The organism is Variovorax cryoconiti, from assembly GCF_051216395.1.
Lineage (GTDB): Bacteria > Pseudomonadota > Gammaproteobacteria > Burkholderiales > Burkholderiaceae_C > Variovorax.
Map to the genome: position 1 here is coordinate 883408 of NZ_JBPJZI010000001.1, position 15713 is coordinate 899120.

General features: G+C 63.1%; 12 protein-coding genes. 7 read left to right on the plus strand and 5 right to left on the minus strand.

Going from position 1 to position 15713, the window contains the following annotated elements; translation table 11 throughout:
* The first annotated feature begins 242 nt into the window (after window positions 1-242).
* The gene (locus ACSFA2_RS04420) at window positions 243-548 is read left to right on the plus strand and encodes a helix-turn-helix domain-containing protein (protein WP_435454074.1); all 306 of its coding nucleotides are present in this window, start codon (window positions 243-245) and stop codon (window positions 546-548) included.
* Between the two features lie 24 nt (window positions 549-572).
* On the opposite strand, the gene ACSFA2_RS04425 is transcribed toward ACSFA2_RS04420, so the two are convergent.
* On the minus strand, window positions 573-920 hold the full coding sequence (locus ACSFA2_RS04425) for a DUF2958 domain-containing protein (RefSeq protein ID WP_435454075.1): 348 nt from the start codon (window positions 918-920) through the stop codon (window positions 573-575).
* A 600-nt stretch (window positions 921-1520) separates the two neighbouring features.
* Between ACSFA2_RS04425 and ACSFA2_RS04430 the strand changes: the two genes are divergently transcribed.
* Window positions 1521-2189 (plus strand): DUF6988 family protein, encoded by a 669-nt coding sequence (locus ACSFA2_RS04430; RefSeq protein WP_435454076.1) that lies wholly within the window; start codon window positions 1521-1523, stop codon window positions 2187-2189.
* Window positions 2190-2239: 50 nt separating this feature from the next.
* On the opposite strand, the gene ACSFA2_RS04435 is transcribed toward ACSFA2_RS04430, so the two are convergent.
* The 4 genes from ACSFA2_RS04435 to radC form a co-directional block, all read right to left on the minus strand.
* Entirely contained in the window at window positions 2240-2545 is a 306-nt protein-coding gene (locus ACSFA2_RS04435; protein WP_435454077.1) for a DUF736 domain-containing protein, read from the minus strand.
* A gap of 402 nt (window positions 2546-2947) precedes the next feature.
* The gene (locus tag ACSFA2_RS04440; RefSeq protein WP_435454078.1) at window positions 2948-3403 is read right to left on the minus strand and encodes a thioesterase family protein; all 456 of its coding nucleotides are present in this window, start codon (window positions 3401-3403) and stop codon (window positions 2948-2950) included.
* 290 nt (window positions 3404-3693) lie between these two features.
* On the minus strand, window positions 3694-5760 hold the full coding sequence (locus tag ACSFA2_RS04445) for a ParB/RepB/Spo0J family partition protein (protein WP_435454079.1): 2067 nt from the start codon (window positions 5758-5760) through the stop codon (window positions 3694-3696).
* A gap of 659 nt (window positions 5761-6419) precedes the next feature.
* On the minus strand, window positions 6420-6926 hold the full coding sequence (gene radC / locus ACSFA2_RS04450) for a RadC family protein (protein WP_435454080.1): 507 nt from the start codon (window positions 6924-6926) through the stop codon (window positions 6420-6422).
* A gap of 472 nt (window positions 6927-7398) precedes the next feature.
* Here radC and ACSFA2_RS04455 point away from each other — a divergent pair, with 472 nt between their 5' ends.
* Genes ACSFA2_RS04455 through ACSFA2_RS04475 form a run of 5 tightly spaced genes read left to right on the plus strand, consistent with a single transcriptional unit; the run spans window position 7399 to window position 15645 of the window.
* Window positions 7399-8565, plus strand: coding sequence for an AAA family ATPase (locus ACSFA2_RS04455; protein WP_435454081.1), 1167 nt, complete (start codon window positions 7399-7401; stop codon window positions 8563-8565).
* The gene (locus ACSFA2_RS04460; RefSeq protein WP_435454082.1) at window positions 8562-10781 is read left to right on the plus strand and encodes a S8 family peptidase; all 2220 of its coding nucleotides are present in this window, start codon (window positions 8562-8564) and stop codon (window positions 10779-10781) included. Before ACSFA2_RS04455 ends, ACSFA2_RS04460 begins: the two co-directional genes overlap by 4 nt.
* 51 nt (window positions 10782-10832) lie before the next feature.
* A complete protein-coding gene (locus ACSFA2_RS04465; protein ID WP_435454083.1) occupies window positions 10833-11624 on the plus strand; it encodes an RNA polymerase sigma factor in 792 nt (263 codons plus the stop codon).
* Window positions 11621-12217, plus strand: a complete 597-nt coding sequence (locus tag ACSFA2_RS04470) for a hypothetical protein (RefSeq protein WP_435454084.1) — start codon at window positions 11621-11623, stop codon at window positions 12215-12217. The genes ACSFA2_RS04465 and ACSFA2_RS04470 overlap by 4 nt, the downstream gene beginning before the upstream one ends.
* Before the next feature lie 2 nt (window positions 12218-12219).
* Window positions 12220-15645, plus strand: a complete 3426-nt coding sequence (locus ACSFA2_RS04475; RefSeq protein WP_435454085.1) for an ATP-dependent helicase — start codon at window positions 12220-12222, stop codon at window positions 15643-15645.
* Window positions 15646-15713 lie beyond the last annotated feature (68 nt).

Consider the following 15713-nt stretch of genomic DNA (forward strand, 5'->3'; position numbering starts at 1 on the left):
GTAAGGAAGGCGGCAGCGGCGGCTCCTGAGGTCGAGGCCAGCGTGACGATGAGGGGTGGGCCGGGTTGATGAGGCATGGGATTGGTCGCGCGAACGCGCAACGCTGCCTTTGAATCACCGGCGGCGGAGACTGTCTCGGCCGCATCGGAAGGCGAATTCTAGGCAGCGCACCGGAGCGGCGCAACATTTATGAGTTATGTTTAACGTGGTTTTAATTGCCATCGTCCGCGACGCTTCTGTCCATGCAGAAGCGGGCAATTCAGCGTGGACGGCCCACCGGCGCGACAACCTTCGAGGTTGCGCCGGCGCTCGCCTTCGGCGCTGTGGTTCGCGCCTTGCGCACGGAAGACGGCATCGCCCAGGAAACGCTGGCCCACCTGGCCGGCGTCGAACGCTCGCACATGGGCAAGATCGAGCGCGGCGAGCACATGCCCACCTTGGCGATGATCCTCAAGATCGCTCGCGCGCTGGACCGCAGCGCGGGCGAGTTGCTGCTGGAAACAGAAGCCAGGCTCCCGAACGAATGGCACCAGCCGCCGGAGCGGTGATCCGGCGGCTGGTCGCCTGATGCGCTACGTCACGATGCGGCCAGCAAGTCGGGCCTCCCGCGCATAGCCGCTCAGGCGCTTCTCGGCCTTGAAGTGCAGCTCGCGTTCCACCTGCAAGCCCAGCCGGCCTCGCACCGATGCCAGCTCGGCCAGACTCACCCAGCCCATTTCCGGGAAACGGTACCCCAGGTCGCACAGCCCGAATGCGTGGTCATGGTCGTCCGGGTCGATCTCGGTCAGCAACCAAGTCGCCCCGGCGTCCGGCGTGAAGAGCTTCACCACCGGGGCCGGATCGAAGTCTTCATGTTCGAGAGACTGGCGGCTGTTGGCCAGCAGCAGCGTGCGTTGTTCGTCAGTGATGAGCTTCGTCATGGTCTTCTCCTTGGAAGGAATCAGGGCGGGATTGCCCGAGACCGGAAGCAGCACGGCGCAGCGCAGCCGTCAGGGTTCGACAGACGGCCGCCAGGACGCCAGCGTGCAAGGCACGCGCAGACCTTGACGGCGGGAACGCCGTGATACGGTGAAGGAGCAGCAAGCCAGCCCCACCCACCCGCGCCATACCTGACTTGGCAAGCGAAGCGCGCAGGCGTCAGCGATGGAAGCCCGCAGGGGCGAGACGCTCAGCGCAAAGCGGTGGGCGGCTCGATGCGCAGCACGACAGCGCGGTCCGGCAACGCCGGAGACGCACAAACGCATTGGCGCTCGACGCCGGTTGTACTGAGATTCGTGAAGCCTGCGATGCGGCTTACTGCAACGCCTGAGAAGCACGGAACCGGGTCGACGCATTCACGCCGATGCACAGAGCCGCCAAGATGTAGAAGCGGATGTGCACAAATCCGTGGAACCGGCTTCACGCAAGGACGTGAATCCGTGAAGCTGCAGAAGCGAAAAGGCGCAGAGCCGGGGAAGGGCCGTACCCGACCACGTCGTGCCCACCCTGCTGCGGGCATGGTCACCCGATACGATCCTTAAATGTCAGTACCCGAAGCGAACACGAACGAAGAAACCTTGGAGGCAATGCTTCGTCGTTCTGACGAGCTTCACGAACGTCTGCTAGTCCTTCTGGACGGTGCCGAGTTCGACTTCTCGGCCCGGTCCGAAGCGTCCCTCGCCATGTGCTCCGTCGCACTGGAGCACGCCGTCAGTCTTCGCGCCTTGATGGCGCCGGGCCTGCCGACCTCAGCCGTCAGCCTGATGCGCCTTCAGTTCGAGGCGCTGACCCGGTCCATGTGGCTGATCTACGCCGCCAACGATGGCGCGATCGCCAAGCTGTTGGCGCCCCTCACCACCGAGAGTGAGCAGGCGGCGAAGAATCTGCCTTCGGCCAGCGACATGATCGAGCAGATGGGAAAGCGCGTTGGCCAGAACGTACCCGCTGCCGCTCATCAGATGCTGGTGAGATTCAAGGACGTGTCCTGGCACGCCATGAACTCATTCGTGCACGGCGGTATCCATCCGCTGCGCCGACAGGCCGAGGGCTTCCCGATGCACCTGGCACTCCAAATCCTGTGCAACTCCAACGGCCTGACGACGATGACCGGCATGGCCTTGGCCATCCTGACCGGCGACGACGCCATCGCCAAGTCGATGAACAAGATCCAGCCCGAGTTCGCCGACTGCCTGCCCGAGCTGCTGCAGTAGGTCGAAGCCACGAATGGCGCCCCGCTGCAGCGGGGCGCCAAGGGCGACGCTCAGTCGCCCTTGCTGCGCGACCAGATCAGGTTGTGCGCACCGTCCTCGCCTTCGACCAGGCGGGCATAGATGGTCGCCGGGAACGACGGGTCGTCGAGCGTCACCGACAGATAGGGGCGCTCCGCCCGGCTGAGCTTCTTCCACGCCGCGCCGATCTCGAAGTTGCCGGCGACGATGCGGTAGTCCGGGGCGTTCTCGCTCTCCTTGTTGTTGGGCACGATCTTGACCTTGACGTTGAGCGTCAGGGTGCGAACCGTGCCGGTGTAGCTGTCGTTCTGTGCGGTGAAGGTGCCGATGTTGGCCATGATATGAGTCCTCTCGAGGTTGACTAGGTCGCGCCCATCGCGGCCTTGGCGTGATCCGATGGGTGAGGGACCGGGCGCGCCGCATCCCGCAGGGGCCGCAGCGCAGCGGAGGACCGGGAGGCCCGAGAAATTTGCTTCGCGAGGAAGACCGCAGGTCGGGGAAATTTGTCGGGCTGTACGGTTGCGGCGAAGAAGCCCGAGGCACAGCAAAGCGAAGCCGTGCCCGCGCCTGGATTCACGACCAATGCAAGGCCGCTGTGGGTGTGATCCTGATCCGAGAGGACGCATGGCCTGCGCACTCTCACCGCAGCGAAAGCGTTCCGGCATGCACCCGGACGCGGCCCAGGTCCATGTCGGCTTGACAAGGAATAACGCCCCGCCGCATTGGCGCCGCGCGGCGCGTCAAGCTACCGAGCGAACGGCTTGAAGCGCACTAACCTTGGCGGCAATGCGTGGCTCGATGACCTTGCGTTGCGCCGCCACCAGCGTGATGGTGCCGTCGAAGACCGCCTCGTGGGCGTCGTGCGCTTGAACGCAGAAAGTCGCACTGCGTTCGCCGAGGCGCTCGACCCAGCCACGCACGCGCAAGCACGTCGCCGGCGGGATCGGCGCGAGATGGTCGATCCGCATGCTGCAGCCGACCACCACCTCCGTCAGCGGATCGACGTGCTGCTGCATCTCGCGGATGCAGATCGACTCGACCACCGCAATGAGGTAGCCCGTTGCCAGGCACTCGACGAGCGTCTGCGCGTACGCGATGCCGTGTGGCAGCCGCGCGAACAGCGACCGCGCCGTCTGTTCAGCCGGGACACAGTAGGCTTCTTCAAAGAAGATTTCGCTGACGGCTTGCTGGTTCATGGGCATCGAGGTTCGGAGTGGATCGGACGCATTGACGTCCGACCGCCGCCCATGAGGGCGGCAGCGCCGGAGCCATTTCGATGCTCGGTCGATGCTCCCGCCCGTCCAACCCAGCCAGGCGAATCGCAGCGTAGAAGCGCGTCCGCACCACTGGAGAATGGCTCTACGATCCGCTCCGGCCCCAAAGCCGGAGCGCTGACTCGGTCGTTGGATTGAAAGCGCGCGCGGCACACTTGCCGCGCGCGTTGCGCGAGAACTCCAAGCCCCGACCCGAAGGCCGGGGCTCCACATCACGCCTCGGCGTGTGCGTCCTCGACCTCTTCGACTTCGGCACTGCCGCTGGCCGCTGGCATCGGCACGGCCTGCACCTCGGTCGCGGCATCTGCCGGCGTGGAGAACATCAGCGGCAACCATCCCGAGCCCCCAGCCAGCCGCTCGGCCTCACTGGCAATCTCTGCCTTCTTGAGCTTCGCCAACCGCGCGACCTGATCGGGTGCGAACACCTGCACCGCTTCCAGCGTCTTCGCTTTTGAGACATGCCCGAAGTAGCTCGCAGCGGTCGGCGTCCACCAGTCATGCATGTCCAGGCTGACCGCTTGTGCGAGCACAGCGGCAGGCACTTCATCCTCGCGGGACACCACCGCATCGACCGTCGAAGCCACGCACACGGCCAGCAGCGACAGTAGTTCCTGCTGTGGCAGGGTCAGCAACTCGGCGAACAGCGCATCCGGCTCTCCCGGCAGACGTGCTGCCCATGCCTCCCGCACCTCGCGCATGCCAACCGTTGCCGGCGCCTCCGTGATGTCCGGCGCGTGCATCGCCAGCCCATCCTGCGGCGAAGCGCTGATGTTGATCGATGAATCCGCCGAGCCGTAGGCATCCAGGATGACGCGAAGCGCCAGGCGGTGGACCACCGCCACCAGCGCCACCTGCGGATGCCGCGCGACCTCGGCTTGCAGCGCGGCGGTGCGTTGCGCGCTCAGCCGCTTCGCCAGCTTCTCCGAGATGCCGGCCTTGGCCGGTGCGGCGTCGGCCGACCCCGAGCCACCGACCACCGCGCCGGCCTCTTGCCGTTCCTGCGCCCGCAGCGCCTTGGCCTGTTCCTCGCGCAGCAAGCCGCGATGAACTACGACACCGCCCAAATGATTGACCGACACCACTGCACCGGCGACCGGCACCACGCCAGGCGCATAGACCATCAGGGTCTGCTCGATCGCTTCCAGCTCGTTGCCCAGCCGGTCGAGTGCTTCATGGCGTGCCTGCACTTCCTCGTCCGACAGGTCGGCGTCCGCGTCGTCGAGCTGGTCTTGCAGTTCGGCCTGTTGGGCTTCCAGCTTGGCGATGCGCTTGCCCTCGGCCTTGTTTGGATCGCGCCGCGTGCGACGTGCCCGCTGGAAGGCGTGCAGTTCCGAAGCCGTGGCGCGCGGCACCACCTCCACCCAGCCCCAGCCCTCGGCCTGCGCCGCGTCAGCGACAGCGGCCAGCTTGGCGCGTGCCAGCATGTCCAGCAAGCCCGCATCGGTCAGATAGACCCCTTGCTGTTCATCCGAGAAAAGATCGCGCCGCACGCCGCCGCCTGCCGACGCATACGCTTCTGCACCGACGAACCGCGCCAGCGCATCCCGGCTCGCGTCGATCTCTTCATGCGTCAGGTGATCGCGCAGCGCCTGCGGGCTGCGCTGCCAGTGCGGAGATTCGTAGAACGCGGCCTCCTGCGCCGCGTGGTCATCGGTGATGGCAAGCGCCATCAGCTGATCGAGCGTCACGCCATCGGCCCGGTAGTCCGCCAGCAGGCGCGGCGAAACGTTGGCGAGCTTCAAGCGGCGCTGCACCACCAGCGGCGTGACGCCGAAGTCGGCCGCGATGTCCTCGACCGGCCGACCCTCGGCCACCAGCGAGGCGAAGGCTTCGAACTGGTCGGCCGGGTGCATGGCCTCGCGCTGCACGTTTTCGGTCAGGCTCACCGTGCGGGCCGACGCATCCGGCACCTGCAGGCAGGGAACCGGATGGTGCTTGTCGAGCTTGTGACGCTTCGCCAGCAGTTTCAACGCCGCCAGCCGCCGCTTGCCGGCGACCACCTCGAAGTGCTCACCATCGGCGGATGCGATCACGGTGAGGTTCTGCAGCAGCCCGACGCGGGCGATGCTCGCCGCCAGTTCGGGAATCGACGTGTCGCCGCTCTTGCGCACGTTGCGGCTCGATGGCCGCAGCTTCGACAGAGGGATCAGCAGCAGTTCATAGGGCACGACAACGGCGGCGATCGTGCCTGTTTCTTCGGCTCCGGCAGCGGTGGTGATCGCAGCCGCCGCAGCGACAGCGTGAAGGGCCTGGGTTTCTTGAAGGGTAGCGGTGTTCATGTTGAAAACTCCTGTCCCATCGGGACGTTGAACAGAGAACAAGGTGAGGAAACAAAAACTCTTCGTCGATTCATGGCTTCGATGTCTGCATAGGCACGCTCCTTGTGGGTTTGAAGGCCGACCGGATTCCAAGATTCGGAGCCCGGTGTTGGCTTCGGAGGGTTCGGCGCGGTGACCTGGGCCGGTCGCCGTGGCTGCCGTGAATCGCCGTCTTTCCTGAGTTCATCGCCCGCGAAGAACCGGGACGGCGGGGCCGGGCCGTCAAGGAGAGAAGCGCAGGGTGGGTGCGGCCCGCAGCCGCAGGCGAGGACACGGCCCTGCGCGCCTTGACGGCTCGGCAGCGCCGGCTACGGTCGCGGGATCAGCGATGAAGGAAGGGAATACGGAACGCCGATGTCACCGGCACGGCGCCCAGTGGAGCGACGAACCCACTGCCGCGCGGCGAGCGCCCCTGCGTGCCGCAGGCAAGCCTGGCTGGAGGTGAACAAGCGCGAAGCGCGAACAGGCCCCGAACCCAGGCCGATCAGGCGCAGGCTGTTCGGCGGTATCCCGGGGCGCCAAGCCTGTGCGGCGGGGTGGGCCGCAGGCCGACCCCTGGAGGCAAGCGCAGCGCGCAGCCAAGCAAACGGCGAAGCAAAAAGGGGGCTGTGCCCCCTCGTTCACAGCAGACCGCGCTCCGCGAACGACAACACGTCACTGCCCGCCACGATCAGGTGATCCAGCACCCTCACGTCCACCAGCGACAGGGCCGTCTTTAGCGTCTGCGTCAGATGCTCATCGGCCCGCGACGGCTCCGCCACGCCCGACGGATGGTTGTGCACCAGGACCAGCGCCGCCGCATTCCGCGACAGCGACTCCTTGACCACCTCGCGCGGATAGACCGAGGTTTGGCTCACCGTGCCGCGGAACAGCTCGACGTACTCGATCAACCGGTGTTGTGCATCGAGCATCAGCACCGCAAACACCTCGTGCTCCAGCGATCCGAGCTTCACCCGCAGGAAGTCGCGCACCACCTGCGGCGAGGTCAGCGCCTCACGCCCGCGCAGCTGTGCACCCAGCAGCCGCTGCGCGGCCTGCAGCACCTCGTCGGCGTTCGCCGGACGGTATTCACCCGCGACATCGCGAACGAGAAGTGAAGATTCGATGGAAAGAGAAGGCTGCGACATGGTCTGCTCCGGTCTGTAGCGGGCGGAATTGCCCGAGACCGGCCCCAACACGCTGCAGCGCAGGTGTCAGGGTTCGACAGACGGCCGCCAGGACGCAAGCGCATGCAATGCGCGAAGACCTTGACTCCGAGAACAGCGTGGTACGTTGAAGGGAACAGCAAGTCCACCCCACCGCCTCACGCTACTTCCCTAACGCAAGCGCAGCGCGCAGGCCGGGAGCGCAGAGACGGCCGGAGGCGTGAAGGATCAAAGCCGCATGGCCGAGACGGCGAATGCCGGCTCGGGGCGCAGCCCGCAGAGCCTGACGGGGGCACGCCGGGACGCCCGTTCGTCTATGCGCCCTCAGTAGCCACATTCGAACAGATTTCACTCCTTCTGCCTGTCGCTCTCTCCTTGCCAAGAAAACGTGAGAAAATATACCTATTCCGTTTACGAAAAGAAAAAATATCTTTAATATCAATGAGTTACACAAATGTTGGACGAGATGAAAGAAGTTCAATCAGATTTAGCCCAGTTGATCAGGCTCGCACTCGCAGAGCAGACGGAGGACGTGCGGCTGTTCGTGGCCAGGCTCGTGCGCAAGTACCGCAACACCGATCCGGAGCTGGCCGAACAGATGGACTTGTACCTGCGTGCGAAGGCACCCCGCGCGAGCGCTCCTATGCGCAAGGTCGCGCCGCCCGTCTCCCCGGTGCAACCCCTGCCGGTCGATGACGAATCGAGGTTGTCGCTGCTGAAGGTCTTCAAGGACGATCCCGATCGGGAGCAACCGCTGCTGTCGCTCGACCTCGAAGAAACCTTGAGCCAGTTGATCCAGGAACGCCGCCAGACCAAGCGCTTGGCATCGATGGGTCTGAATCCCACGCGTTCGGCCATCTTTGTTGGCCCTCCCGGCGTCGGCAAGACGCTGACGGCGCGCTGGCTGGCGTCTCAACTGGGTGTGCCGCTGTACGTGCTCGACCTGACCGCCGTCATGAGCAGCCTGCTTGGTCGCAGCGGCAGTAACCTCCGCGCCGCGCTGGATTTCGCCAAGCGCAGCCCCTGTGTGCTGCTGCTCGATGAGATCGACGCCATCGCCAAACGCCGCAGCGACGATACCGACATTGGCGAACTGAAGCGCCTGGTCACGGTCATCCTCCAGGAGGTCGATGAATGGCCTGCCACTGGCTTGTTGCTGGCGGCCACCAATCACGCGGAACTGATCGACCCGGCGCTGTGGCGACGCTTCGACCTGGTGATCAACTTCAAGGCGCCGGAAATGTCCGCCGTCAAACAGGCCATCAAGCGTTTTCTCGGGCCGGACTACGCCCTGTTCGGCCGCTGGATCGACATCCTGACGTTCGCCTTCAATGGCGAGTCGTTCAGCGACATCGAGCGGGATCTCCAGCGTTTCCGGCGCGCCGTTGCATTGGGCACGGCCTCGGACGCCGACCTGATCGAGGAGTTCGTCAAATCGCGCGCACTCGTCCTGGAACGCCAGGGCCGCATTGACCTGGCAGTCCTGCTGGCCAAGCAGACCCGCCTGTCGCAGCACACGATCTCCGACATCACGGGCGTGAGCCGCGACACCATCCGCAAGTACACCAGCGAGCAACCGGTCGCAGCCAAGAAAGCCTCAAAAGGAAAGTCTGACGCATGAGCCAAACCAATTTTTTGATCGGGCGCGGCGAACTGTTGACGCATGACATCAAGGGGCCGAAGCGCATGCCGGGCAAAGCGGAGGTTTACTCTTTCGCGCAGGCCGCACAGCGACTGACGCCACAGTTCTCAGCGACCGCAACGACCCTCGACGCCTTGCCTCCGCACGCTTGTCCTGGCGATTTCGGGGTGGCCCGCCTGACGATGAACCCCAGCTACATCGCCCGGTCGTTCTTCCCAACGGCGATGCTTCGCACCGTCGGCCTGGAGTCGGTCGGTAGCCGAACCGTGAAGGTGACACCCGGCGGCTGGACCAAGAAGGGCGAGCCCCAGGAATGCACGACGACAGAACTGTTCGTCGCGGGCAAGCGCCAGGCGTTTCGCCATCTCAATGAATGGACCCGGCAGATCGAACTCGAGTCCGATGAAGCGCTGGACTTGGCACACATCGAGCAGTTTTCTGCATTCACGCCTCGCGAGCGCATCGCCGACTACGGCAGCGCCAAGGATCGCTTCTTTGAGGTCGGCATTCACCTGCTGCCCGATGAAAGCCGTCTGTTCGTCCAGCAGGCCTTCGTGAAGTACGCCAAGGAGGTGAGCGTCAAGGTTCACAGCGACCTTGGCTTCACGGCGGGCAACCTGTGGTTCGTACCCGTAGAAGGCAAGCACGACCACATCGAACGGCTTGCCGAATTCGTCTTCGTGCGCGTCATCCGTCCGGTGCCCAAGCTGCGCGGTATGCGGCCCGTGCACCGCACGGGCGAGGTAACGGTAGGCTGCAGCCTGCCGACCGAGCAGCCGCTGTCTTCAGAGCCGAAGGTCGCCATCCTCGACGGCGGCCTGCCCAAACAACACGCCATCGGCCCGTGGCTTCGCTCTTACCGCGTCCTTGACGAAGACGCCCAGGACGATCCGGCGGGTCTGGAGCACGGCCTGGCCGTCAGCTCCGCCTTCCTGTTCGGTCCCATCCAGCCGAACGGCGCCGCCGCCCGTCCTTTCGCCTATGTCGATCACCTGCGCGTGCTCGACAAGGACGCCGATACGGAAGACCCGCTGGAGCTGTACCGGACCTTGGGCTTCGTCGAACAGGTCCTGCTCTCACGGCAGTACCAGTTCATCAACCTCAGCCTCGGTCCTGACCTGCCAATCGAAGACACCGACGTACACGCCTGGACGTCGGTCATCGACGACCTGCTGAGCGACGGCGACACCTTGATGACGGTGGCCATCGGTAACAACGGGCAGATGGACCGCGCCTCCGGCAACGCCCGCGTGCAGGTGCCTTCGGATTGCGTCAATGCGTTGGCCGTCGGCGCCGCCAACGACACCGAAGCGAATTGGGCACGCGCGCCATACAGCGCAGTCGGCCCAGGCCGCAGCCCGGGCGTCATCAAGCCGGACCTGATGGCGTTCGGCGGCGATGCCAGCAACTATTTCCATGTGCTTTCACCCGGAAAGAAAGTGGCGCTCTCGCCGCAGCTGGGCACCAGCTTCGCTTCTCCATATCTGTTGCGCAGCGCGGTCGGCATTCGCGCCATCCTCGGAGCGGAGTTGTCGCCGCTGGCAATCAAGGCGCTGCTGGTTCATGCCGCAGACGCGGCGACGCACGACAAGCTCGAGGTTGGCTGGGGCAAGGTGCCCGAAGACCTGATGAGCATCATCACCTGCCCCGAAGGTGTGGCGCGTGTTGTCTATCAAGGCGAGCTGAAGCCGGGAAAATACCTGCGCGCCTCGCTGCCACTGCCCGTCGGCGGCCTGAAGGGCAGCATCCGCCTCAAGGCGACCTTCTGCTATGCCTCGCCGACCGATCCGCAGGACGCCGCCGCGTACACCCGCGCCGGCCTGGAAGTCGTTTTCCGCCCCAGCGACGAGAAAATCAAGGACGGCAAGGCCAACGCCGACACCAAGAGCTTCTTCGACATGAAGAAATACGCCACCGAGGAAGAACGGCGATCTGACATGGGTAAGTGGGAAACGGTGTTGCACAGCGCGAAGAACATGCGCGGAAGCACCCTCAAGAACCCGGTCTTCGACATCCACTACAACGCCCGCGAAGCCGGCCATAAGGCGAACGGCGCCGAGAAGATCCGCTACGCGCTGATCATCACCGTCGAAGCCCCCAAGCATGCTGATCTCTACAACGAGATCCTACGCGCCTACGCAAAGACGCTGGTACCGATCCAGCCGCAGGTGTCGCTGCCGATCCGCATTCGGTGAAACGACCAAAGTCACCGCTGATCCATCAAACAAGAATACTGGAGTCAACGAATGCCGGCAGCACTCAAACGCAAGGACAAGGACGGCAAGCCCTACGAGCGGTCACCTGAGATCGAGGCTTGCATCGAGAAGCTTGATGCGCTCGACGCAGCGCCTCGGCTTGCGCGATTCGACGGCGCGTCAAGAAAGCATCCGCAGTATGTGCCGACAGAGGCCGTTCTTCACTTTCTGCGGCGGGCCTGGGTCGATGGCGATCAGCACCAGTTCGAGAAGACCTTTCGCATCCTCTTGAAGCGGGTTGACCAATCCCTGCACTCAGCGATTCCGGACACACGCATGGAGGGTGCAGCAGAAATTCGCGATGAGATCCGCAGCCGTTTCGTTGTCCTGCTCACCAGGGACTGCAACACACACCCCGGTCTGCTGGACTTCTACGAGATCCGTTTTGACAAGGCGATGGTTGCACTTCGAACTTCTGTACTGCGCAGGATCGGGCCTGCTACTCGCAAGATCAAGACGATTCCGCTGGGTAGTCCAGATGGTGAGGGTCCCGAGATTTCCGCCGAAGTCGAAGCGGCACTGGAAGAGTTTCTGAGTGGTGATCCGCAAAAAATTGACGATCCTGCTTTCCGGTTGGTGCTTTTCGCTGCGATTGACCATCTACCCCAGGATCAGAAGCAGGTCATCGGCCTCTATCTGCAGGGAATTCCAATCGACGCCAAGGATCCAGATGTCATGACAATTGCACGCATGCTGAAATGCGACGAACGGACGGTTCGCAACAGGAAGACTCGCGCCTGCAAAGCGCTCAAGGCCATCCTTGAAAAGGAAGCCGAACTATGAACACCGAAAATTCCAGACTCGACGAAGAAGAGGTTCTCCTTGCATTTTCCGTTGAGCTCCAGCATGACCACGTCACGTTGGAGCGTTACCTGGACCGGTACCCGGAACATGCGCTGGCCCTCGTGGACTGCTCGATTGAACTGATGATGGATGCTTCCAACTCCGGCGAGGATGTGCAGGTTTCGTCTGATCAGGTCGTCGATCAGGCTTGGCGGCAGTTTCAGGCAGCAATGGGGTCGGCACAGAGCACTGCTGCTATCGCCAACCCTTTTGCGCGGTTGCAACCCACAGCGTTCAAGTCAATGGCCAAGAGGTTGGACGTCAGCAATTTGTTCTTGATTCGCGTGCGTGAACGGGCGATCGATGCCGCCACCTTTCCCCGACGCTTCGTTCAGCAACTCGCTGCTGAACTTGGTGCGACCGCTGATGCTGTTTCAGCCTATCTGCGTAGTCCGCCCACCATGGCTTCCAGTCTGAGTTTCCGATCAAACGCGAAGCCCGAAGTGGCCGCCCAGATACCGTTCCAACAGGCGGTCGAGACGTCCCAGTTAACACCCGCCCAGAAGGAAGCTTTGCAGGCATTGCGAGACTGACCATGGATGCGACCGAGGCTGCACGGCGCGAGGCGGAACGCATCCACCAAGCGGCGGTCGCGAACGGTGATGATCCATGGAATCTGTTCGAGTTCGTCAGCCGCGAAGCGGCTCGGCGAGATCTCGATGTGTATGCGTTGTCAAAGGGTGACTCAGCACTGAAAGGCGGGCGGGCAGTGCTCGACCGGCAAGCAGAGTGCATCCTGTACGAAGACATCGGTTCGGCGTTCGACCGCGCCTTCTTGATAGCGCACGAACTTGGACATTTCGTGTTGGAAGGGGATGCTCAGAACGTGGTGACGGAGGAGGTCGAACCCGACCGTTCGGCCGAAGATGCGCCGGTCGGCGTAGAACGCGTGCTCGACTACGGCGCCAGGGAACGCCGAGAGGTCCGGATGGATCTGTTCGCACGCGAACTCCTGCTGCCGCGTTCAGTGGTGCGGCACCACCACATCGATGGCGGCTGCTCTTCCGCAGGCATCGCCACACGCCTTGGAGCACCCTTGCAAGTGGTCCAGCAGCAACTGCTGGATGCGCTGCTCTTGCCCAGCGAGCCACCCGCCGTCGTGGAGCCTACAGCAGCAGGTCCAGTACCCACCCCCGACCCTACCCAGACTGCGGCAGCCAACCATCGCAATACGGCATTTCAGTTGCAGGCAGGCCCCGGCACTGGTAAGACCCGCACGCTGGTGCGGCGCATCGAGAGTCTTCTGGCCGAGGGCACGGACCCAATGTCCATTCTTGTCCTCACGTTCTCCAACAAGGCGGCGAACGAGTTGTGCGAGCGGCTCGCCGCCCGGAATCCGCAAGCTGCCGCCGCGATGTGGATCGGTACGTTTCACGCATTCGGCCTGGATATCGCGCGCCGTTTTCACGACAAGCTCGGACTTCCCGCCAACCCGCGTCTCATTGATCGATCCGAAGGCATCGAACTGCTGGAAGACGAGCTGCCCCGGCTATCGCTACGCCACTACCGGAACTTGTGGGATCCGGCGCTCGATCTCAGTGACATGCTCAGTGCGATTTCACGCGCCAAGGACGAAGTGGTCGATGCCGCCGCTTATCGGGTGCTGGCACAGTCCATGACACAGCGTGGCGGCACTGATGCCGAGGCGATGAAGAGCGCCGAGAAGTGCATGGAAGTTGCCTTGGTCTACGAGACTTACGAACGCCTGATGACGGCGAGGCAACTGATCGATTTCGGCGATCTGGTGGCTAAACCAGTGCGTTTGGTCGAGGCCGATCCCGAAGTGAGAGATGCGTTGCGCGTGCGGCACCAACATGTACTTGTGGACGAATATCAGGACGTCAACCGCTCGTCTGTACGCCTTCTCAAAGCCATTGTGGGTAACGGGCGAGACCTGTGGGTCGTTGGCGATGCGCGGCAATCCATCTACCGCTTTCGCGGCGCATCCGCCACCAACATGGCCCAGTTCACTTTGGATTTTCCCGGAGCCAGAATCGCCCAATTGGGCGTCAACTATCGTTCGCGACAAGAGGTCGTCGATGTTTTCACGGCCTTCTCCGGCACGATGAAGGCATCGACCGGCTCCGTGCCATTGCACCTGAATGCAAGCCGTGGAGCTTCGGGTGTCAAGCCGGAGTTCAAAGTTGTGCGGTCAACAGATGACGAGATTTCGGCGGTGGCTGCCACGATCAAGCATCTGCAGGAAGCCGGCACTGAATTCCGTCAACAGGCGCTTCTCTGCGCATCCAACGCCCGCCTGAGCGAAATTGCCGAGGGCCTCGAAGCCAGAGGTATTCCGGTGCTTCACCTTGGGAGCCTGTTCGAGCGACCGGAGATCAAGGATCTCCTCGCCATGCTCTCGATGTTGAGCGACCCCTATGCCGTTGGACTTGTGCGCGTGTCCACGATATCGACGTACGAACTACCGCTACAAGATGTAGTGCAGATCATCGAAGGGCTGCGCGAAAGCAAAGTTGCCGCTCTCGAGTGGCGCCTTGTTAAAAACTGGCCGCCGGAACTCGCGGAAGCGAGCAAAACGGCACTGACCCGTGCGGCCATGCTTTTCGACGGGGTGAGCCCGGCGGGCAATCCTTGGAGCATCTTGTCTACTTGGGTGATAGATCGTCTCGGCCTCGCCAAGTCGCTGTATCTGGCAGGCGATGCGCGAAGCAGGATGAAAGGCTTGGCGCTGTGGCAGTTCCTCAACTTCTGCCGCCAACAACCCACCGGAGCCGGTGCACCTTGCGTGCGACTCCTTGATCGTATTCGCCGACTCGTCCTGCTTTCGGAAGATCGCGGACTGCGCCATTTGCCAGGTGTTGCCGACGGCATTGATGCCGTTCGCCTGATGACGATCCATGCCAGCAAGGGGCTTGAGTTCCACACCGTGCATATTCCTGGCATGGTGACCTCGGGCTTACCAAGAAACAACATGGCACCGCGCTGCGTGCCGCCCGACGGGCTCATTCACAGCTCCGATGGAATGACCGGATTGGAAGCCGTGAAGGCCGGGCACGACGAGGAAGAAGAATGTCTGTTCTTCGTGGCCTTGTCCCGCGCGCGCGATCGCTTGTTTCTCTACGCGTCGTCAGTTCAGTCGGATGGCAGAACGCGCAATCCTTCCAAGTTCATGCCTTCCATCCTGCAGCACCTGGTCCAACCGCCGGCTCCGGCGCAGCGACCTGCAGGATTGCGAACAACGTCAGCCCTGCAGATTGTTTGGGAGCAAAAACCGGTCTGGACCGACAGTCAGGTCAACCTCTTCGAACGATGCCCACGCCGGTTTCTCTACACCTATGTCATGAAGCTTGGAGGCCGCCGCACCGAGACGGCCTTCATGAAGATGCACAACGTGGTCGGGGACGTATTCGATTGGCTCAAGACCGAGCATGCAGTGACGGCGCCGACCGAAACCGAACTCGGCGCGCGCTTTGACGAAGCATGGCAAGCCAAGGGATCCGTCGATCATGGCTATGCAGAAGACTACCGCCGCATCGCTCGGCGGTTGGTGGACGTTGTCATCGAGACCCGCAGCCGCGGCGTACCGGCTCCCGCGACTCCAATCTCGCTCGGGTGGGCGGAAGGCGAAATTCTTGTCCAACCGGACAGCGTCGCGCGGGGCGACAAGGGGCAAATCGTCGTTCGGCGCGTCAAGACCGGGAAACCGCGATCGAATGACTTCGATGACATCGAGTACACCTTGCTCCACCTCGCGACCGCCCAGGCTTACGGTGGATCGGCCCAGGTCGAGGTGACCTACTTGACCAGCGAGACAACGCAGCCGATGCAGATCACACCGCGGAAGCTCAAGACGCGCAGCGAGAAGGTTCAGGATTTCGTCAGGCGTGTCCGCGCTGGCGACTTCCCTGTCAAGGAAGAAGCGCGCACTTGCCCGAGGTGCCCTAGCTTTTTCATCTGCGGCGACCTCCCGGTTGGCGCGATCACTATAAAAAAAGTTTGATCCAGCTTTCCGGTCCGGAAATCGGCCGCGATTGACTTAGTGGAGGCCAAGAAAACTGCAATCCTGCA

Bases quoted from the DNA above. Each gene is read 5' to 3' on its own strand.
- ACSFA2_RS04445 (WP_435454079.1), bottom strand. From the start codon at position 5,760: ATGAACACCGCTACCCTTCAAGAAACCCAGGCCCTTCACGCTGTCGCT.
- ACSFA2_RS04420 (WP_435454074.1), top strand. From the start codon at position 243: ATGCAGAAGCGGGCAATTCAGCGTGGACGGCCCACCGGCGCGACAACC.
- radC (WP_435454080.1), bottom strand. From the start codon at position 6,926: ATGTCGCAGCCTTCTCTTTCCATCGAATCTTCACTTCTCGTTCGCGAT.
- ACSFA2_RS04465 (WP_435454083.1), top strand. From the start codon at position 10,833: ATGCCGGCAGCACTCAAACGCAAGGACAAGGACGGCAAGCCCTACGAG.
- ACSFA2_RS04455 (WP_435454081.1), top strand. From the start codon at position 7,399: ATGTTGGACGAGATGAAAGAAGTTCAATCAGATTTAGCCCAGTTGATC.
- ACSFA2_RS04470 (WP_435454084.1), top strand. From the start codon at position 11,621: ATGAACACCGAAAATTCCAGACTCGACGAAGAAGAGGTTCTCCTTGCA.
- ACSFA2_RS04430 (WP_435454076.1), top strand. From the start codon at position 1,521: ATGTCAGTACCCGAAGCGAACACGAACGAAGAAACCTTGGAGGCAATG.
- ACSFA2_RS04435 (WP_435454077.1), bottom strand. From the start codon at position 2,545: ATGGCCAACATCGGCACCTTCACCGCACAGAACGACAGCTACACCGGC.
- ACSFA2_RS04460 (WP_435454082.1), top strand. From the start codon at position 8,562: ATGAGCCAAACCAATTTTTTGATCGGGCGCGGCGAACTGTTGACGCAT.
- ACSFA2_RS04425 (WP_435454075.1), bottom strand. From the start codon at position 920: ATGACGAAGCTCATCACTGACGAACAACGCACGCTGCTGCTGGCCAAC.
- ACSFA2_RS04440 (WP_435454078.1), bottom strand. From the start codon at position 3,403: ATGAACCAGCAAGCCGTCAGCGAAATCTTCTTTGAAGAAGCCTACTGT.
- ACSFA2_RS04475 (WP_435454085.1), top strand. From the start codon at position 12,220: ATGGATGCGACCGAGGCTGCACGGCGCGAGGCGGAACGCATCCACCAA.